At 70.0% G+C, this 19,154-nt stretch carries 20 protein-coding genes; 14 read left to right on the plus strand and 6 right to left on the minus strand.

Annotated features, from left to right (window positions below; translation table 11 throughout):
* The first annotated feature begins 23 nt into the window (after positions 1-23).
* From AB8M46_RS13245 to AB8M46_RS13255, 3 genes are all read left to right on the plus strand, one after another.
* The gene (locus tag AB8M46_RS13245; RefSeq protein WP_063277261.1) at positions 24-809 is read left to right on the plus strand and encodes a metal-dependent hydrolase; all 786 of its coding nucleotides are present in this window, start codon (positions 24-26) and stop codon (positions 807-809) included.
* Positions 810-872: 63 nt separating this feature from the next.
* A complete protein-coding gene (locus AB8M46_RS13250; RefSeq protein WP_125731737.1) occupies positions 873-1,430 on the plus strand; it encodes a TetR/AcrR family transcriptional regulator in 558 nt (185 codons plus the stop codon).
* 53 nt (positions 1,431-1,483) lie between these two features.
* A complete protein-coding gene (locus AB8M46_RS13255) occupies positions 1,484-1,795 on the plus strand; it encodes a hypothetical protein (RefSeq protein WP_125731739.1) in 312 nt (103 codons plus the stop codon).
* 51 nt (positions 1,796-1,846) lie between these two features.
* Here the strand turns inward: AB8M46_RS13255 and AB8M46_RS13260 are convergent, their stop codons facing one another.
* On the minus strand, positions 1,847-3,484 hold the full coding sequence (locus AB8M46_RS13260) for an ABC transporter permease (protein ID WP_394360385.1): 1,638 nt from the start codon (positions 3,482-3,484) through the stop codon (positions 1,847-1,849).
* A complete protein-coding gene (locus AB8M46_RS13265; protein ID WP_378423692.1) occupies positions 3,481-4,377 on the minus strand; it encodes an ATP-binding cassette domain-containing protein in 897 nt (298 codons plus the stop codon). The genes AB8M46_RS13260 and AB8M46_RS13265 overlap by 4 nt, the downstream gene beginning before the upstream one ends.
* 94 nt (positions 4,378-4,471) lie before the next feature.
* On the opposite strand from AB8M46_RS13265, the gene AB8M46_RS13270 reads away from it, so the two are divergent.
* Positions 4,472-4,975, plus strand: coding sequence for a GbsR/MarR family transcriptional regulator (locus AB8M46_RS13270; RefSeq protein WP_037333262.1), 504 nt, complete (start codon positions 4,472-4,474; stop codon positions 4,973-4,975).
* A gap of 85 nt (positions 4,976-5,060) precedes the next feature.
* On the opposite strand, the gene AB8M46_RS13275 is transcribed toward AB8M46_RS13270, so the two are convergent.
* On the minus strand, positions 5,061-5,660 hold the full coding sequence (locus tag AB8M46_RS13275; protein ID WP_394360386.1) for a TetR/AcrR family transcriptional regulator: 600 nt from the start codon (positions 5,658-5,660) through the stop codon (positions 5,061-5,063).
* A 96-nt stretch (positions 5,661-5,756) separates the two neighbouring features.
* Here AB8M46_RS13275 and AB8M46_RS13280 point away from each other — a divergent pair, with 96 nt between their 5' ends.
* From AB8M46_RS13280 to AB8M46_RS13305, 6 genes are all read left to right on the plus strand, one after another.
* A complete protein-coding gene (locus AB8M46_RS13280; protein WP_394360387.1) occupies positions 5,757-6,389 on the plus strand; it encodes an NAD(P)-dependent oxidoreductase in 633 nt (210 codons plus the stop codon).
* An 85-nt stretch (positions 6,390-6,474) separates the two neighbouring features.
* A complete protein-coding gene (locus AB8M46_RS13285; RefSeq protein ID WP_378424431.1) occupies positions 6,475-7,200 on the plus strand; it encodes an SGNH/GDSL hydrolase family protein in 726 nt (241 codons plus the stop codon).
* Positions 7,201-7,316: 116 nt separating this feature from the next.
* Positions 7,317-7,487 carry a hypothetical protein gene (locus tag AB8M46_RS13290; protein WP_378424433.1) on the plus strand — a complete coding sequence of 57 codons (171 nt, stop codon included), beginning with the start codon at positions 7,317-7,319 and terminating at the stop codon, positions 7,485-7,487.
* A gap of 328 nt (positions 7,488-7,815) precedes the next feature.
* Positions 7,816-8,421 (plus strand): RNA polymerase sigma factor, encoded by a 606-nt coding sequence (locus AB8M46_RS13295; protein ID WP_007030724.1) that lies wholly within the window; start codon positions 7,816-7,818, stop codon positions 8,419-8,421.
* Positions 8,418-8,897, plus strand: a complete 480-nt coding sequence (locus AB8M46_RS13300; protein ID WP_037333250.1) for a hypothetical protein — start codon at positions 8,418-8,420, stop codon at positions 8,895-8,897. The genes AB8M46_RS13295 and AB8M46_RS13300 overlap by 4 nt, the downstream gene beginning before the upstream one ends.
* A 42-nt stretch (positions 8,898-8,939) precedes the next feature.
* Complete coding sequence (locus AB8M46_RS13305) at positions 8,940-11,540, plus strand: CHAT domain-containing protein (RefSeq protein WP_081975696.1); 2,601 nt, start codon at positions 8,940-8,942, stop codon at positions 11,538-11,540.
* Positions 11,541-11,761: 221 nt separating this feature from the next.
* Here the strand turns inward: AB8M46_RS13305 and AB8M46_RS13310 are convergent, their stop codons facing one another.
* Positions 11,762-12,202, minus strand: coding sequence for an SRPBCC family protein (locus tag AB8M46_RS13310; RefSeq protein ID WP_073846095.1), 441 nt, complete (start codon positions 12,200-12,202; stop codon positions 11,762-11,764).
* A 49-nt stretch (positions 12,203-12,251) separates the two neighbouring features.
* Here AB8M46_RS13310 and AB8M46_RS13315 point away from each other — a divergent pair, with 49 nt between their 5' ends.
* The 4 genes from AB8M46_RS13315 to AB8M46_RS13330 all read left to right on the plus strand — a co-directional run bounded on the left by AB8M46_RS13315 (position 12,252) and on the right by AB8M46_RS13330 (position 16,053).
* Positions 12,252-14,216 carry an FUSC family protein gene (locus tag AB8M46_RS13315; protein WP_394360388.1) on the plus strand — a complete coding sequence of 655 codons (1,965 nt, stop codon included), beginning with the start codon at positions 12,252-12,254 and terminating at the stop codon, positions 14,214-14,216.
* Between the two features lie 74 nt (positions 14,217-14,290).
* Positions 14,291-14,629, plus strand: coding sequence for a hypothetical protein (locus AB8M46_RS13320; RefSeq protein WP_037333240.1), 339 nt, complete (start codon positions 14,291-14,293; stop codon positions 14,627-14,629).
* A gap of 202 nt (positions 14,630-14,831) precedes the next feature.
* On the plus strand, positions 14,832-15,764 hold the full coding sequence (locus AB8M46_RS13325; protein ID WP_394360389.1) for a TauD/TfdA dioxygenase family protein: 933 nt from the start codon (positions 14,832-14,834) through the stop codon (positions 15,762-15,764).
* Positions 15,765-15,825: 61 nt separating this feature from the next.
* Positions 15,826-16,053: an antitoxin gene (locus AB8M46_RS13330; RefSeq protein WP_016330787.1), complete on the plus strand. Its 228-nt coding sequence runs from the start codon at positions 15,826-15,828 to the stop codon at positions 16,051-16,053.
* 77 nt (positions 16,054-16,130) lie between these two features.
* Here AB8M46_RS13330 and AB8M46_RS13335 read toward each other — a convergent pair whose 3' ends face one another.
* Both AB8M46_RS13335 and AB8M46_RS13340 read right to left on the minus strand, forming a co-directional pair.
* Entirely contained in the window at positions 16,131-17,084 is a 954-nt protein-coding gene (locus AB8M46_RS13335) for a prephenate dehydrogenase (RefSeq protein WP_037333234.1), read from the minus strand.
* Positions 17,085-17,132: 48 nt separating this feature from the next.
* Complete coding sequence (locus AB8M46_RS13340) at positions 17,133-19,151, minus strand: FAD-dependent oxidoreductase (RefSeq protein ID WP_394360390.1); 2,019 nt, start codon at positions 19,149-19,151, stop codon at positions 17,133-17,135.
* Positions 19,152-19,154 lie beyond the last annotated feature (3 nt).

A 19,154-nucleotide genomic window follows, 5' to 3' on the forward strand; every position in this document is an offset into this window, starting at 1 on the left:
CGACACCTGGGGGCAGCAAGATGATGGGGCGGACGCATGCCCTGACGGGGTGGTGCGCGGGCCTCGCGCTCGCGCCCGCCGTCGGAGCGGGCACGGTGCACCAAGCGGTCGTCTTCGCCGCGACCACGGCGGGTTTCGCCCTCCTTCCCGACCTCGACCATCCGGGTGCTCGCGCGTCGAAGCTGCTCGGCTGGTTCACCGGCGCGATCTCATGGCTGCTTCGCCGCGTTTCGGCGGGGCTCTACGCGCTGACCAAGGGGCCTCGGGACGAGAAGGTCACCGGTAAGCACCGCCATCTCTCGCACACCGTCCTGTTCGCCGTCGGCCTCGGCTTCCTGACCTCCTGGGGGACCACCGAGGGCGGGCCTTGGGCCGTGTTCGGCGTCGTCGTGCTCGGCCTGCTGCTTGCGGAAGGCGCGCTCGGCGACTGGCTCCTGCCGGTCAGCGGCGCCGCCGTCGGCTGGTGGGTGTGGACCGCCCCGCCGGACAAGGCGGCGCAGCTCGCGGAGATCTCCGGCTGGCTCGGCATCGCCGTCGCGGCCGGGTGTTTCGTACACTGCCTCGGCGACGCGCTGACCGAATCCGGCTGCCCGTTCCTGTTCCCGATCCCGATCGCGGGCGAGACCTGGTACGAGATCCGGCCGCCGAAACCGCTGCGGTTCCGCACCGGCAAGAAGGTGGAGAACCGGCTGATCTTCCCGGTGTTCGCGGTCGCCGCGGTGGTGCTGATCCCGGGTGTCTGGGAGTACCTCTTCACCACGGTCCAAGGGCTGCTCACACCGGACGGGACGCAGACCGCGGTCCAGTGAGGAATGCCCTCGTCGCCGCCGGCGTTGAATCGGAACGCCGGACCCGGTTGAGGAGGGGGAACAGTGGACAAGCCCGTGCTGCGCGCCGACGCGCGCCGCAACCGAGCGAAGGTGCTCGCGGCCGCCGAAGAGGCCTTCGCCGTCGACGGTCTCGCCGTCCCCCTCGACGAGATCGCCCGCATGGCCGGTGTCGGCGCGGGCACCGTCTACCGGCATTTCCCCAGTAAGGAAGCGCTCTTCCAGGCCGTCGTCGTGGACCGTCTCGAACAGTTCGCGCGGGAAGCCCGCGAGCTGCTGACCGCTGAAGACCCCGGCGAAGCGTTCTTCGACTTCTTCAGACGCGTCGTCCAGCAGGCGTCCCGTAACCGGGCCCTCTGCGACGCGCTCGCCGAGACGACCGGGTTGGGTTTCAAGGCGAGCGCGGGCGACGAATTCCGCTCGGCGACGCAGGCGCTGCTGACCCGGGCACAGGCCGCGGGCGCGGTGCGTGAGGACATCGACGGCGACGACCTGCGCGCCCTGATCGCCGGGTGTCTCGCCGCCGAACGGTACTCACTCGAAGAGCGGCATCTCGTGCGGATCATTGTCGACGGTTTGCGCACGCTACGTAACAAAACGTAAGATCAACGCGAGTAGTCCCCGTACCTGCGCTTCGCATGGCGAGGGGGTGCCGGATGTCGAGTCAGGGTTCCGTCACGGTCGCGGCCATCGCGGGTCTCGCGACCGGGCTGCTCGTCGCCGCGCTCCTGGTCGCCAGCCGCGAGCCACAGCCCCGCGTCTACGAAGTCGGCACGACCCCGTCCCCGACCTCGACGTCCCGTTCGGTCGGGCCGGTCACGGTGACCGTGCCGGGGAGCGCCCCGGAGCCGCTCGTCATCACGCGGACCAGCACGCCGGCGCCGCGCACGGTGACCAGGACCGTGACGCCCTCGCCCACCTCGACGGCGCTGCCGCCTTCGACCACCACCGGGTTCCGAAGCGACTGAGGACCGTGAAGGCCGCCCCCGATGAACGGCCTCCACGGTCATCCCCTGTGGCTAGCCGACGTCGCGACGCCGCCAGCCCATGAGCCCGGCCACGAGCGCGACCACGGCGACCCCGGTCAGCCAGACCAGCGGTGTCGCGGTGAACTCCGCGGCGGGCAGCTTCGGAACGTGCGAGAACGGTGAGGCGTCCACGATCGCCTGCGGCAGGTTCAGCACCGGGCCGAACAGGCTGAGCAGCAACGCCAGCCCGGCGATCGCCCACGCCGCCGTCGTGAACTTCGGCGCCAGGCCGAAGAGGGTCACGGCGAGCCCGGTGATCACCCACACCGCCGGAAGCTGCGCCAGCGACGCGACCACCATGTCGCCGACCGCGCCGCCGACCCCGCCGGACCGCATCCCGTTCGACAGTCCCAAGAGGACACCGCTGACGACCATCATCAGCGCGGTGCCACCGAACGCGAACACGAGATGGCTCCCCAGCAGCCGCATCCTGCCCACGCCCGTCGCGAGCAGCGGCTCGACCCGCACCGCGGTCTCCTCGGTGCGCAGTCGCAATGCGGCCTGCACCCCGTAGAGCGCAATGACCATGGCGAACAGTCCGGTCATCGCCGCCATGAAGGCGTCGACCAGCCCGTCCGTGCCGCCGAGACGCTGGAAGATCTCCTTCGCCTGCTGGCTTTCCCCGACGACGTCGCCGATCCCGCTCGCGACCGAGCCGAACACCGCGGCGCAGACCGCCGTGCCGATCAGCCAGCCGAGCAACGGACCCCGGTGCAGCCGCCACGCCAGCGCGAACGGGCTGCGCAGCGACGCCGCGGCTTCGGCGGGTCCGGGACGCGGCGGGATGATGCCGGTGCCGACGTCGCGGCGCGGAAGGAGCGCGTAACCGATCGCGCCGACGACCCCGGTCGCGGCCAGGGGCAGCAAGAACACCCACCAGCGTTCGTCGGCGAAGGCCCGGATCTGCTGTGCCCATCCGATCGGCGAAAGCCAGGAGACCCAGGTCGCGTCCGAGGTCGAGTCACCGACGGCGCGCAGCAGGAACGCGACCCCGACGGCGGTGGCGCCGATCCCGTTGGCCGTCCGCGAGTACTCGGCCACCTGGACGGCGACCGCGGCGACCGCCGTGAAGACCAGACCGGTCACCGCGGTGGCGGCGCCGAGCGCGAGCGAGCCTTCGACGGGCAGCTTCGCGCCGATCATCAGCCCGGTCTCGACGAGTCCGATGAGGACACTCGCCCCGGCCGACACCAGCACACCCGCGGTCAGCAGGGCGTACCGGCCGACCACCGCGGAGGCCAGCAGTTCCGCGCGGCCCGAGTCCTCCTCGGCCCTGGTGTGGCGGGTGACGGTGAAGACCGCCATCAGCCCGATGACCAGGGCGAGGAAACCGCCGAGCCGCCACGCGGTGAACCCGCCCGCGGTCGAGAGGTCGAAGGCCGGGCCGTAGATCAGCGAAAGGGACGGGTTCGCGCCCATGCCCGCGGTGAGCCCGGCCCGTTCGGCGGCCGTCGGGTACAGGGTTTCGAACGTGCCCGACGACGTCGAGGGCATGATCCCGAGAAGGACGATCCAGATCGGCAGGACGATCCGGTCCCGCCGCAGCGCCAGCCTGGTCAGCTGCCAGGTGCCGACCAGTCCGTGCGCCGGCCCGGAAACGACGGCCGGGCGCTCCAGCGTCGCGGTCATTTCGCGCTCGCTTCGGTGGTGTAGTGGCGGAGGAACAGCTCCTCCAGCGTCGGCGGCTGGCTGGTCAGGCTGCGGACGCCGACCTGGGTGAGCTGCCGCAGCGCTTCGTCGAGGGAACGGGTTTCGACGTCGAAGCGGACCCGGTTGCCCTCGACCTTGAGGTCGTGGATGTTCTGGAGTTCGGTGAGCCCGTTCGGAGGTCCGGCGAGTTCGGCCGAGATCGACGTCCTGGTGAGGTGCCGGAGCTCGGCGAGCGTGCCGGTCTCGACGGTGCGCCCGTTGCGGATGATGCTGACCTTGTCGCAGAGCGCCTCGACCTCGGCCAGGATGTGGCTCGACAGCAGCACCGTGCGGCCCTGCTCGCGCTCCTCCTGGATCGCGTACTGGAAGGTGGCCTCCATCAGCGGGTCGAGCCCGGAGGTCGGCTCGTCGAGGATCAGCAGGTCCACGTGCGAGGCCAGCGCGGCCACGATCGCGACCTTCTGCCGGTTGCCCTTGGAGTAGGTGCGCCCCTTCTTCTTGGGGTCGAGGTCGAAACGTTCGACGAGATCCTTGCGGCGGCGCTGATCGAGCCCGCCCCGCAGCCGCCCCAGCAGATCGATCACCTCGCCGCCGGAGAGGTTGGGCCAGAGGTTCACGTCGCCGGGGACGTAGGCGAGGCGCCGGTGCAGGCTCGCCGCGTCCTTCCACGGGTCGCCGCCGAGCAGGCGGACGTCGCCCGAGTCCGCGTGGAGCAGACCGAGCAGGACCCGGACGGTGGTCGACTTCCCCGCGCCGTTCGGGCCGAGGAAGCCGTGCACCTCCCCCACGGGTACCCGCAGGTCGAGGCCGTCCAAAGCCTTGGTCCGGCCGAAGGATTTGTGGAGGCCGGAGATGGAGATGGCGTTTTCCATGAAGCTGAAGGTACAGTGATTTCACGAAGTTGTGAAGTTAAGAAAACGTATGGATGGTGTGATCACTCTGGGGGAAGTGAGAGAGGATGTGCCCATGACGACGACGCCTGAGAGTGCTTCGAGCACGCAGAGAGACGAGGACGCCGTCCGCCGTTACGTGGAGCACCTGGGCCTCACGCTCTCCCAGATCGGGATGCAGCGGATGCCCGCCAGGGTGTTCGCCGCGTTGATGACCACCGACGCCGGCCGTCTCACCGCGGCCGAGCTGGCCGACCAGCTGTCGGTGAGCCCCGCCGCGATCTCGGGGGCCGTGCGGTACCTGGAGCAGATCGGGCTGGTCGCCAAGGAACGCGAGCCCGGCTCGCGCCGCGACCACTACCGGCTCTTCGACGACCTCTGGTACGCCACCTTCATGAAACGCGACCGCATGATCACCATGTGGCGCGACGCGGCCGACGAGGGCGTTTCGGCGCTGGGGCCGGACACGCCGGCGGGTGAGCGGGTCGCCGAGATGCGCGACTTCCTGAGCTTCATGATCAAGGAGCTCAACGACATGTACGCGAAGTGGCACGAGATGCGGGCCGAAAAGGGCAAGTAGGGCCATGAGTGTCTCGGGTACCTGCGGCGGGCGTCTCGCGTGACCCGTGGGACGAAGCCCTCCCGAAGAGAACCGTCCTGAGCACTCACGAGACCACCGCGACCAGGAGCGTCGCCGCGAGCCGTTCCGCCCACTCGTCCAGCTCCTCCGTGGACGGTTCGCGGTCCTCGAAGGACGCCAGGAACGCGTACTGGAAGCACGCCCCGAGCAGCAGTGACGCCGCCGCGTCCAGATCCGCGTCCTCGCGGATCCTGCCGAGCCGGGCCTCTTTCCGCAGGTACTCGGCGACGCGCACGAGCGGGACGTCCGGCCCGCGGTCCCGGCTCAGGACCCGTTCCCGGTGGGTCGCGAGCAACTCCCGTGACGAGAACAGCGACACCGCGATCGGGAAGCTCTCCAGGTAGAACGACAGCGTGATCCGCGCCAGCCGGGCGAGGTTCGTCGCGAGCGGGGTGTCCGACGGTGTCCCCGTGGTGTCCATCAGCTCGTCCAAGGTCGACCCGAGCGCGGGCAGCCGCTCGGTGAGCACACTCGTGAAGATCTCGGTCTTGTCCTTGAAGTGCTTGTACAGCAACGCCTCGGAGTAGCCCGCCGCCTGCGCGATGGCCTTCGTCGTGGCATGCGCGTAGCCCTGCTCGCGCATCACCTTCGCCGCCGCGGCGACGATCTCCTCGCGGCTTCCCATGTTCGCTCCTGAGGGCTTCTCAGCGTTCGCTCGACAAGTGGTTAGTGAACACTCACCATAGTGGGTGAGTGTTCACTAACCCAGGAAGGCGTGACCATGAAGCTCACTGTTCTCGGTGCCACGGGCGGGGTCGGTTCCGAAGTCGTCAAGCAGGCGCTGGCCGCCGGCCACCACGTCACCGCGGTCGTCCGCGACCCGTCCCGGCTGGACGTCGAGGGCGACCTGCTGGAAGTGGTCGTCGCGCAGTTGTCCGAGCACGGCGCGCTGACCGAGGCGGTGGCCGGGCGCGACGCGGTGATCTCCGCCCTCGGCGCCCGCGACCGCAACCCGACGACCATCGTCACCGACGGGGCCCGCGCCGCCGTCGCCGCGCTCGGCTCGGCGGGTGTCCGGCGGCTGCTGCTGGTGAGCGCCAGCGGCCCGTTCGTCGACGGCGACACCTTCTTCACCAGGAACGTCGTCAAGCCGGTCCTGGGCAGGATCCTCCGGCACGCGTTCACGGACATGATCGCCGCCGAGCGGATCGTGCGCGCGAGCGACCTCGACTGGACGATCGTGCGTCCGCCGCGTCTGCTGAACGGGCCGCACACCGGCGAGATCGCCGCCCGCACCGACGGCAACGTCCGCGGGAGCTACAGCATCAACCGCGCCGACGTCGCCGATTACCTGCTCCGCGCGGCCGCGGACGACTCTCTCGTCCGCCAGACGGTCTCGATCGCCCACGGCTGACCTCCCGCATTTAGTCCTCTCGATGCGGTTGTTGCGTGCGCAACGATCGCGTTCAGAGGACGAAACGCGGCAGTAAGGTCGCGAGGTGATCAGCCGTGCGGTGGTGCTCGCCCCGATCCTGCTCGCGCAAGCCGTCCGGGTGCGCCGTACGACACCAAGGCTGCCCGGTGCCGCGGGGCCGGTCACCGGCCTGGTGGCGGGCGACGGCGACCCGGTGCGGCTCGCGGTGCTCGGCGAGTCCACTGTGGACGGGGTCGGCGCGGCGACACACGCCGAGGCGCTGACTGGGCGGCTCGCGGAGGAACTCGCGCGGGACGGCCGCGCGGTCGCCTGGCAGGCACTCGGCCGGACCGGCGCCAACGCCCGCGTTGTGCGCGAGGACCTGCTGCCGCTGCTCGAACCCGCCGACCTCGTCGTGATCGCGCTCGGCGTCAACGACACGATCGAACTGCATTCGGCCACGCGCTACCGGCGTGACCTGCTCGACCTGATCGTCGCACTGCGACGTCGCGTGGGACGGGTCCCGGTGGTGCTGGCCGGTGTGCCGCCGATGGGCCGGTTCCCCTCGCTGCCGCGTCCGCTGCGGGACGTCCTCGGCGCGCGGTCGGCCGTCCTCGACGCCGCGGCCGCCCGGCTGGCCTTGCTGCCCGGCGTCGTCCACGTCCCGATGCCCGCCGCGATGCTGGACCCCGCGACCTTCGCCGAGGACCGTTTCCACCCCGGTCCCGAGGGCTATCGGCGCTGGGCCGGGCAACTCGCGGACGTGAGCCGTCGGCTACTCAGCGACACCTTTTCGGGCCAAAAGCGCTGATCAGGTCACTCGCTTGCCACAGATTAAGAAATTTCCATGAAAAAGCTGGCTCTGCGTGTATCTGGTGGCAGCCTCGTTGCGTCCTATGGAGCAGTCGAGGAAATGAGGGACACCCGATGACGACCGAGACCAACACCGCGCCCGTCGAAGACGAGGCCACGGCCACCGAAGACCTCGAAGAGACGACCCCGAAGTCGAAGCCGATCACGGCGCCGGTCCCGCCCCGACCCGGCACGAGTCCGGACGGCAACTACGACCCGCACAGCACGAATCCGACGGTGAACTGACTCAACACAGACAGGTGATGTCCGGAGGCCGAGGGGGCCTCCGGGCATTGCCTCCGGGTGCTCCTTCGGGGGAGGGGGACGCCCGGACGCGGGCCCGTTGGGGAGCGGGCCCGGGGGAGGGAAAAAGGACCGGCCGGTGCGCAGTCCACACCTACTCGCGCCGGCCGGTGCCTTTGTCCTCCGCCCACGCCGAGGGGGACGACCGAAACTCGACAAAAAAGTTAGTGACTTGATGTATCCCAGAGCCTCTTGCACGCTCCTTCTCCCCGAAGGGCCCGCGATACTGCCAGCGCCGACACGAAGACACGTCCGAAGTGGGGCAGATACGGTGACCGACGTGCAAACGACCGAGGTAGACCCGCCATGGGAAGGACTGACCGGTGCCGACCTGCATGCCGCCTGCATGCGCGCGGCGCGGGCCGGTGACCGCCAGGCGATGGACAGACTTGTGCACGAGCTGACCCCGCTCGTGTGGCATGTCGCGCGCGCGAACGGGCTCGACCGCCTGACCGCCGAGGACGTGGTCCAAACGGTGTGGCTCGCGCTCTTCAGCCAGCTCGAAAAACTTCGTGACCCCAAAGCGCTCGCCGCCTGGTTGATCACCACCACCAGGCGCGAGGCACAGCATCCCTTCGGCCGCCGCGCTCAGCCCGTCCCGCTGACCGACGAGCTGGCCGAAAGCATGGAGAGCACCCATCCGGCCCCCGAAGAGGAAGCCGTCCGCGCCGACCGGGATCGCCGGGTCTGGCGCGCCTTCCTCCGCCTGCCGCACCGCTGTCAGCAGCTCCTTCGGCTGACCGTGCTCGCCGGGCGGGCCGAATACCAACTGGTCGCCGAAGCACTCCGGATGCCGCGCGGAAGTGTCGGCCCGACCAGGGGCCGTTGCCTCGAATCGATGCGCGACCTGCTGGCCCACGAAGGGGGAAGCCGATGAACGACCTCGGGACGCCGGGGGAGATGACCTCCCCGGGCGATGAGGAGTTGCTCGCCGATATCGGGCGCTTCATGGACGAACTGGACCCGCCGCCGGGAGACCTGGTGCAGCGGGTTCAATTCGCGCTCGCGCTCGAAAACCTCGACGTCGAGGTCGCCCGCTGGGAACGGATGGACGCCACGGCGGGCGTTCGCGGCAGCGACACCGGCACGATCACCTTCACCGTCAGCGATCTGACCGTGATGATCAACCTCACCAAGATCGGCAAGAAGCACCGGATCGACGGCTGGCTCGTGCCCGCCGGCGAGTACGGAGTGGAGGTTCGCGTCGCCGAGCACGGGACGAGTTCCACCACCGCCGACGAGGGAGGCCGGTTCGTGCTGGACAACGTGCCCCAAGGGACGACCCAGATCGTGGTCCACCTCGGCGACGTGACCTGTCGCCGGACCGTCGTGACCCCGACAGTGGTGCTCTGACCGGACGGCTGTTCCGTTATGCGGCGTGGGTGTGCTCCCATAGTGCGTGTGCCCGCGTCGCTTCCTGCCGTCGATTCCGTAGCCGAGGAGGCGGCCGATCTGCACCGCCGGGCCCGGGCCGCGGCCTCCGATCACGGTCCCGGTGCGGCCATCCGGTTGTTGCAGCGCGGTCTGTCACGCCTGGGACCGGTGGAACCGGACAGGACCGAGCGGCTGGAGATCCGGGTCCGGATCCTCATCAGCCTCGCCGCCGCGGAAGCGGAGATCACGTCTCAAGAGGACGGCTTGGCCAGGCTGGACGAAGCGGAACGCGTCCGGCTTCTGTTGCCGCAGGGCGATATCCGCCGGGAGCTGAGCTACACGGTCGTGTTGCAGCGTGCCGTCGTGCTGATGCGTGCGGGACGGCTGGAGGAGTCGCTCGCCCTCAACAGCGCGGCATTGCCGGGGCTGGCCGCGAGAGCGGACAAGTACAGCCTGGTGCTGACCAGATCGCTGGTGAACCGAGCCTGGCTGCACCTCGAGATGAGCAACCCGGACGCCGCCTACAAGGATTTGATCGACGCGCTGGACCTCGCCGTCGAGCACGGCCACCGGATGCTCGAAGGGAAGATCCGGCACAACCTGGGTGATCACGCCCAGTTGCTCGGCGACATCCCCGAGGCGCTCCGGCACTACGAGCAGGCCGCCTCGATCTTCGTCACCGACGGACCAGGCTCGTTGCCGCTCGTCCGGCTCGACCAGGCGAAGGCCCTGCTCACCGCCGGACTCGCCGAGGAGGCCGCGCGGCATCTCGATGAGGCCCTGCCGGAGTTGCGGCGCAACGGATCGGTCCAGCACGAGGCGGAGGCGGAGGTCGCCAGGGCGGGGGCCGCCATCCTCGAGCACGACTACGCGCTGGCGAAGAAGCTCGCGACGTCCGCGCGGCGGAGCTTCCTGCGGCGTGGCAAAGGACATTGGGCGGAGATCGCCGAACTGACCAGGCTCCGCGCGGACGCGGTGAAGGTCTTGGCGGACCGGGAGAAGAAACCGCCCGCGAAACTGCCGGAGCGGCTGGCCGAACTCGCCATCCGGTTGGCGGGCCTGGGGCTGCGCGACGAAGCGGGCGCGGCCCGGATGTTCGCGGTGCGGCTGCTGATCCGTCGCGGGGAGACGGCCGCCGCCCAGACGCTGCTGGCGCAGGTGCCGAAACCGCGGCAGACCACGCCGATCGACCACCGGATGCAGCTGCGGTTGTGCCGGGCCGAACTCGCCGTGGCGTCCCACCGGCCGCGTTCGGCGCTCGCGCAGGCGCGGGCCGGGCTCGCGGAACTCGGGCAGATCCGCGACCGCATGGGCGGGCTCGACCTCGTCTGCGGGACGGCGGCGCACGGCGAAGAGCTGGGCAAACTCGCGCTGACGCTGGTGCTCAAGAAGGCGAGGCGCAGCGGCGCCGGCGCGAAGAGCCTGTTCGCGTGGCTGGAACGCACGCGCGCGCAGGTGTACCGCTACGAGCCGCTCCCGGTCATCGAGGATCCCGCGCTCGCCCGGCACATCAACGAAATGCGGCACGTGCAGGGGACGATCCAGGCGCGGCGGCTGTCCGGTGAACCGGTCGGGCAGCTCGAGGAGCGCTACGACCGTTTGCAGCGGGAGGCGACGCGGCTCGGGTGGTACACCAGCCAGTGGGGTCGCCCCAGGCCCGTCTCGGCACCCGAAGAGGTGGTCGAGCGGCTCGGCGATCGCGTGCTGGTCAGCCTGATGGGGTATCGCGACACCTTGTACGCGGTGGTCGTCGACCGCGGCCGGTTCCGGCTCCTGAAGCTGGGGCCGCTCGGGGAGATCGTCGAGACCGCGCGGCAGTTGCACGCGGACCTCGACGCGCTGGCGCCGGACAACCTGCCCGCGCCGCTGGTCGAGGTCGTCACCGGTTCCGCGCGGCGCCGGGCGGACAAATTGGACCGGCTGATCTCCGCGTCGCTGGCGAAGACGCTGGAGAACCGTGAGCTGATCATCGTGCCGATCGGTTCGCTGTACGCGTTGCCTTGGGGCGCTTTGCCTTCACTGCACGGACATCCGGTGTCGATCGCGCCGTCGGCGACCGCCTGGGTGACCGCGTCCGGGCGGCGGAACTCCGGTCCGGTGCTGCTCGCCGGCGGGCCGGGGGTGCCGGGTTCGGTCGGTGAGGTGCGGAACCTCCGGGCCGTGTACCCGCAGGCCCGGCTCGTCGACGGGAAGGACGCGACCAGCGACGCCGTCCTGTCCGCTTTGGACGGTTCCGGCATGGCGCACCTGGTCGCGCACGGCGCGCACGAACCGGCGAACGCGTTGTTCTCGCGGCTGGAACTGGTCGACGGCCCGTTGTACGCGCACGAAACCGCCCGGCTCGCGAAGCCGCCGGAGCGGGTGGTGCTGGCCGCGTGCGAACTCGCGATGAGTCATATCCGGCCCGGCGAGGAGGCACTCGGTTTCGCCGGGACGTTGCTCGCCAGCGGTTCGCGGACGGTCATCGGCGCGATCGCGCGGGTCGGCGACAAGGCGGCCGCGGCCGCGATGGCCGATCTGCACCGGCGCCTGGCGCTGGGGACCGCGCCCGCCCTGGCGCTCGCGGAAGCGACCGCGGCCGATCCGCTGCGGCGCCCTTTCCTGTGCCTGGGCGCGGGCTGAGGTTCTCTCTCTTATGGGGCGAAGGCGTCCTTCACCGCGTCTCATGCGGCGAAAGCTCCCTTCGCCGCGTCCAATGCGGCTATGGCGTCCTTCGCCTACCCACAGGAGTTGTCCACAACCATCGTCGTCTGTGGACAACTCCGCCGATCGCCCGTTCCCGTCGCCCTCCGCCGGTAGACTGGACTCGGGGTCGCCCCCCTTGGGAAGGGCGGGGGGTGGGGTCAGGCGCGTTCGGCGTGTTTCACCAGGCGGGTGGCCAGGATCGAGATCACGGCGCGCAGGGCCGTGCGGATGCCGGCGCCGGTGCCGGGCAGCGGTTCGGTGAACCGGCCGGTCCATCGCAGATCCGTTCCGCCGGAAGCGTTCGGCGTGAACGAGACTTCGGCGCGATAGTCCTTCAGCAGCGCGAGACCCGCGAAGCCGTAGACGTGCTTTCGGTCCTGTTCGTACTCCAGCGTCTCTTCGTGGAGATACACCGGCCACAGGCCGACGGCCCGCACGGCGCCGACGCCGTCCGCGCCCGGTTCCCGCGCCCAGCGCGAGTGGAACACCACCGGCTTCGCCCATTCCGACCACCGGGAACCGTCGGCCTCCAGCGCGAACAGCGAAGCGGGCGAGGCGCTGCTCGTCCGGTTGACCTCGAAGGAGTACGTCTTGCCCATGTGGCGACGATAACCGCTCCGAACGCCACGGATAAGTAAAGATAGGGGCGTGAGCACGCCGCGCCGCGAGATCGCCGCACCACATTGGCTGGTGCAGCTGCTCCGCAGCACACCGGTTCCCATTCCGTGGAACATGGTCGCCCGCGCCGTCCTCGCCCTCGCCGTCCCACTCGCCGTCGGCTACGCCTTGGGCGACATCGGAGTCGGCGCGCTCGTCTCCACCGGCGCCCTGCCGACCGTCCTTTCCGAATCCGCCGGTCCGTACCGCTACCGCGCCCGGCGGCTCGGCGGAGCCACCGCGGCGGCCGGTCTCGGCTACTTCGCCGGACTGATCACCGGCGGCATCCCCGCCGCGTCCATCCCGGTCGTCGTCGGGGTCGCCGCGGTGTCCGCGCTGATCAGCGCGGCGGGCAGCAACGCGTCGGTCGCCGGACTGCAGATGTTCGTCTTCTGCGTGCTCGGCACCGGCCAGCACGTCACCGGCCTGCGCGTCGAAGTCCTCCTCGGCTACTTCTGCGTCGGCGCCGCCTGGAGCCTGCTGATCGCGCTCGCCACCTGGACCTTCCGCGCCACCAGCCCCGAACGCGGCGCCGTCGCGCACGTCTACGTCGAACTCGCCGCGATGCTCTCCGCGACCGACGAGGCCACCTCCCGCGTCGCGCGGCACCAGCTCACCACCGCGATGAACACCGCGTACGACCGGCTGCTCACCGCCCGCTCCTGGCTGTCCGGCCGCGACGCCACCTACCGCCAGCTGCTCAACCTGCTCTCGGCCAGCACCCCCGCCGTCGAGGCGTCGGTCGCGATGGTCAACGCCGGCCGCCACGCCCCGGACGACGTGATCGATCACTTCATCGCGACCTCGGCCGCCGTCCTCGCGAACCAGGAACTGCCCGAGCCACCCGAAGCGCCCGAAGACGCCGACCCGGTCCTCGCCGCCCTCTACGCCGGGCTCGCCCGGATAGGCAAGGGCGACAACCGGAAACGACGCGAGGTCCAGCCGTGGCACAAACGCCTTCGCGGCTGGGCGGCTTCGCTCGTTTCCGGCCCGCTCACCTGGTTCGCCGCGCTCCGCCTCACGCTGTGCGTCGCGATCGCCGAAGTCGTCGCGCTGCTCGTCCCGTTCGAACGGTCCTACTGGATCACGCTCACCGTCGGCATCGTCCTCAAACCGGACTTCGGCTCGGTCTTCGGCCGCGCCGTGCTGCGCGGCATCGGCACGGTGATCGGCGTCGGCATCGGCGCGGCCGTGCTCGCCGCGGGCGGCGAAGGCTGGCTGCTGGTCCTGTTGATCGCCGTCTTCGCGGGCGGCGTCGCGGTCGGCAAGGTGCGCAACTACGGCATCCTCAGCGCCTTCGTGACGCCGCTGATCATCCTGCAGATGGACCTCGCCAGCACCGGAAGCTGGAACATCGTGCTCGCGAGGCTCGTCGACACCGTGCTCGGCTGCGCGATCGTGCTGATCTTCGGTTACCTGCTCTGGCCGGGCAGCCGACGGCCGCAGGTCGGCGGACGGCTCGCCGACGGCCTCGACAGCCTGGTGAAGTACGTCGACAAAGGACTCGTGCTCGCGCCGTCCGGCGAGGCCCGCCTGGAACGCTCACGCGCCCGCCGCCGCGCCTACCGCGCACTGGCCGACCTGCGGACCGCGTTCCAGCAGGTCGTCGTCGAACCCTCCGCCGCCGGACGGCAGGCCGTCGCCTGGTGGCCGGTGATCGCCGGGCTCGAACGCGTCGCCGACGCCGTCACCGAGGTCGGCGTCACCCTCGGGCGCGGCGCCCCCGCCCCCGACGAAGCCGACGTCGCGCTCCTGACGGCGGCCCTCGCCGAACTCGCGGCCGCCGTCCGCGAGGAACGGGACCCGGCGGAGATGCCGATGCCCGACAACGAGCAACTGTCCGGCGTCGTCGACCAGATCGGCGCGGCCTTCGACGCCGTGCGCGGTCCGGACCTCGTCGAACGCGCGCCGTTGCGGCTGGTCCGGCGCTTCCTGCCGTATCACCGCCGCGCCTGACCTACCCCACCCGGACGGGGGATGGGTGAGCATCATCTCGAACTAATGTTCGAGTTTTCACGCATAATCGACGCATGCTCGACACTGGTGACACGCTGCCGCCGGGGCCGCGTCACCTGCACATGGTTCGGCCCAACCAGCCCGTTTGGGTCGATCTCACGCTGGTGTACCCCGTCGGCGCGGTGAAGACCCGCCTGCCCGACGGCCTGGATCTCACCGCCACCGTCCCCGGACTGCTGGGGATGTGGCGGGCGACGACGACGGGGCACTGGGTTGGCTGGGTCACCTTCCAGCTCGGCCCGGTAGGCCGGGGCGGCACGACACATTCGCAGTGGGTGCTGGCCGAGGCGCTGCGGCCACGCGAGCACCGGAACACGTGGTCGGGCAGCTTCCCGTCCGAACGGAGACGGTGATCGTCCCGGCCCGTGGACGATGTTGACCGCATGCCAGAACGCGCCGACGATGGCCACGTGTCCGCCATCCTGGAGTCCTCGCCGATCCGTTCGGTGGGTGAAGGTGCCGTCGCGCTCTTCCTGCGCCGTGGACGTTTGGGCTCTCCGCCCGCGTAGCTCCTCATCTCGCCAAGTCGTCCGACGGTGAATCCAGGGAGCCTCCATGTCCATCGAACTGCCCGACCGTGTCCGCCTCCGCCCCGCGACCGTCCCCGACGGCGGGATCCTCGAAGGCCCGCGCCTGCTGCGGCGCTTGCCGGAAGGCGTCGAGGAGCGCCCGTACGAGCTTTTCTCGCTACGCCCGTTGGGAAGGGTGATCGGTGCCGAGATCGGCGGCGTCGACCTCGCCCGTCCGCTGACACCCGAGCTCCACGCCGAGCTGAACCGCGCGCTGCTGGAGTGGAAGGTGCTGTTCTTCCGCGATCAGGACATCACTTCGGCGCACCAGCGCGCGTTCGCCGCCAACTGGGGCGAACTGGAGACGAACCCGTTCATCCCGACGGGCGAGACCGAGGACACCACGCGGTTCGCCCGGTCCGCGACCATGCCCGCGTTCGAGAACATCTGGCACGTGGACGTCACGTTCCGGCCCGCGCCGGCGCTCGGTTCGGTCCTGCGGCTGATCGAGGTCCCGCCGGTGGGCGGCGACACGATGTGGGCCGACATGGCCGCCGCCTACGACAACCTGCCCGAAGACGTCCGTGAACGCGTCGACGGGTTGACCGCGGTGCACGACTTCATCCCCGGCTTCGACCGCTTCTCCGACCCGGAACTCCTGCTGCGTCACCAGGACGCGTTCCCGCCGGTCGAGCATCCGGTCGTCCGCACGCATCCGGAGACCGGACGCCGCACCCTCTTCGTGAACCAGGCCTTCACGACGCACATCGTCGGCATCGATCGCGACGAGAGCGACAGGCTCCTGCGGTACCTGTTCAGCCGGGCGCACATCCCGGAGTTCCAGGTGCGCTTCGCCTGGCGGCCGGGTTCGGTGGCCTTCTGGGACAACCGCGCCACCCAGCATTACGCCGTCAACGACTACCACCCGTACGCGCGGGTGGCCGAACGCGTCGCCATCGCGGGCGACCGGCCGTTCTGAGCGTCCCCATGACGGGTGATCGTCGAGGCGTGTTCACTCGTACCTGTGTGACGATGTGGCCATGGGCATCAACTTCGATGAATTGAAGAACAAGGCCACCGACGCTCTCCGCGAGCACAACGACAAGATCGAGGGCGGCCTGGACAAGGCGGCCGACTTCGCCAAGTCGAAGTTCTCCGGTCACGACTCCCAGATCGACTCGGGTGTCGAGAAGGCGAAGGGGTTCATCAACAAGTTCGACGACACCCCCGACAACCCCCAGCCCCAGAACCCGCCGCAGGGCCAGTAACCCCCCCACCTCCCGCATTTCGTCCTCTGAACGCGGTACTTGCACACGCAAGGACCGCATTCAGAGGACGAAACGCGTCAGGAGACCTCGCCGATCGCGATGTCGCCCTCGATGGCCGTGATCCGGCCGCCGCGCTCGCCGAGCGCGATCAGGCCGTCGCGCGCGTCCGGGGCGCTCAGGCTGACCCGCACCCCAGCGCGTTCCGCGTCCTTGCTGGCCGCAAACGCTTGCGCACCCTCGTGACCCGCGTTGACCGTCACCGCGAGACCACCCGTCGACGCCAGCGATCCCCGCGCGGCACCCAGCCGCCCGAGTGCCTCGTCGACGATCGGCAGCAGCGCGTCCCGGTTGCCCTCGGTCATCGCCCGCACCAGCGCCGGACTCGACCCGGCCACCCGCGTGCCGTCCGTATAGGACCCGGCGGCCAGCGACATCGCCAACGGTCCGCCCTGCGCGCCGATAGTGGCCAGGATGGCCGCGAAAATATGCGGCAGATGCGAGATCCGCGCGACCGTCTCGTCGTGCGAATCCGCGGGCAGCGGTACGACGTGCGCGCCGACGTCCAGCACGAGCTGGGCGACCTCCGCCCACGCCGTCAGATCGGTGTCGTGTTCGACGCCCAGCACCCAGGCCGCGCCGCCGAACAACGCCGGGTTGCTCGCCTTCCAGCCCGAGTTCGCCGTCCCGGCCATCGGATGCCCGCCGACGAACTTCGCGTACGGCGCGCGGCGCCGCACCGAGTCGAGCACCGGCCCCTTCACGCTGGTCACGTCGGTGAGCACGCAGTGCCCGGCGACCCGCGAAACGGTACGGAGCACCTCTTCGACCGCGGGCAGCGGCACCGCGAGCACGATCATCGCGTCCCGCTCCGCCGCCTTGCTCAGCGCCGCTTCGACCTGTGTGGTGACGTCGAAACCCGCTCTGCTGGCGGCGTCCGCGTCAGCTTCGGAGGTCGTCGCCCCGAACGTGGTGCGGCCGATCGAATGCGCCGCGCGCAGCAGCGAACCACCGATCAACCCGAGCCCGATCACGCATACGTCCCGCACAAGGGTTCATCCTGCCATCTAGTGCGCCACTCGTCAGAGAACGGCGGCCAGGCGGGTTCCCTGATCGATGGCCCGTTTGGCGTCCAGTTCGGCCGCGACGTCGGCGCCGCCGATCAGGTGCACCGGCAGTCCGGCCGCCCGCAGGTCGTCGACGAGGTCGCGCACCGGCTCCTGTCCCGCGCAGACGACCACGGTGTCGACGTCGAGCACGCGTGGCTTGCCACCGACGGTGATGTGCAGGCCGTCGTCGTCGATCCGCTCGTAGGCGACCCCGGTGAGCTGCTCGACGCGTTTGGCCTTCAGCGCGGCCCGGTGCACCCAGCCGCTGGTCTTGCCCAGCCCCGCGCCGATCCCGGACTTCTTGCGCTGCAGCAGGAAGACCTGCCGCGGTGACGGCTCGACCTTCCGTTCGGTCAGCCCGCCCACGGCCCGCTCGGGATCGGTGACGCCCCATTCGGCCATCCACGCGTCCAGATCGAGCGCGGGGGAGGTGGTGTGCGTCAGGAACTCGCTGACGTCCACGCCGATCCCGCCCGCGCCGATCACGGCGACCTTGCCGCCCACCGGTTTCCCGTGCCGGACGACGTCCACATAGGACAGAACCTTGGGATGGTCGATACCGGGGAGCGACGGCACCCGCGGCGTCACGCCGGTGGCCAGGACGACCTCGTCGAATCCGGCGTCGATCAGATCGGCCGCGGCCACGCGGGTGCCGAGGCGCACCTTGACACCGGTGACCTCCAGTCGCCGCGTGTAGTACCGGATGGTCTCCGCGAACTCCTCCTTGCCCGGGATCTTGCGCGCGATCCCGAACTGGCCGCCGATCTCGTCGTCGGCTTCGAAGAGTTCGACCGCGTGCCCGCGTTCGGCGAGGCCGGTCGCGGCCGCGAGCCCGGCGGGACCCGCGCCGACGACGGCGACGCGTTTGGTCTTCCGCGTCGGGGACAGGGTCAGCGTCGTCTCGTGGCCCGCACGCGGATTCACCATGCAGGAAACCAGTTTCCGTTTGAAGGCGTGGTCGAGGCAGGCCTGGTTGCAGGCGATGCAGGTGTTGATCTCGTCCTCGCGCCCGGTCTCGGCCTTGCGAATCCACTCCGGGTCGGCGAGGAACGGCCGCGCCATCGATACCAGGTCGGCGTCGCCGCCGGCCAGCGCCTCCTCGGCGACCTCGGGCATGTTGATCCGGTTCGACGTGACCACCGGGATCCCGACGTGCGGCTTGAGTTTCCCGGTCACCCAGGTGAAGGCCGCGCGCGGCACGGACGTCACGATCGTCGGCACCCGCGCCTCGTGCCAGCCGATGCCGGTGTTGATGATCGTCGCGCCCGCCTCTTCGACCTCCTTGGCCAAGGCGACGACGTCTTCCCAGCTTTGCCCGCCCTCGACGAGGTCCAACATGGACAGCCGGTAGATGATGATGAAGTCCTCGCCGACCGCTTCCCGCGTGCGGCGCACGATCTCGACGGCGATCCGCCGCCGGTTTTCCGCGCTGCCACCCCATTCGTCGGTGCGTTTGTTGGTCCGCTCGGCGAGGAACTGGTTGATGAAGTACCCCTCGGAGCCCATGATCTCGACGCCGTCGTAGCCCGCTTCCTTGGCCAGGAAGGCACAATCGGCGAACGCGCGGATTTGGCGCAGCACGCCGTATCCGGAAAGGGCCCGCGGTTTGAAGGGGTTGATCGGCGCCTTGATACCCGACGCGGAAACGCTCAGCGGGTGGTAGGAATACCGGCCGGCGTGCAGGATCTGCAGCGCGATCTTGCCACCCGCCTCGTGCACCGGATCGGTGAGTTGCTTGTGCGCCTTGGCTTCCGCGCGCGTCGAGAGCTTCGAGGCCAGCGGCAGGAGCCAGCCGGTCCGGTTCGGCGCGAAACCGCCGGTGACGATCAGCCCGACGCCGCCTCGGGCGCGTTCGGCGTAGTACTCGGCCAGTTGCGGGAAATGCGCTTCCTTGTCTTCGAGGCCGGTATGCATCGAACCCATGATCACCCTGTTGCGCAGGGTGGTGAAGCCGAGATCGAGAGGGGACAGCAGGTTCGGGTACGGGCTCATCGC

Source organism: Amycolatopsis sp. SB7-3 (assembly GCF_041021335.1).
GTDB lineage: Bacteria > Actinomycetota > Actinomycetes > Mycobacteriales > Pseudonocardiaceae > Amycolatopsis > Amycolatopsis japonica.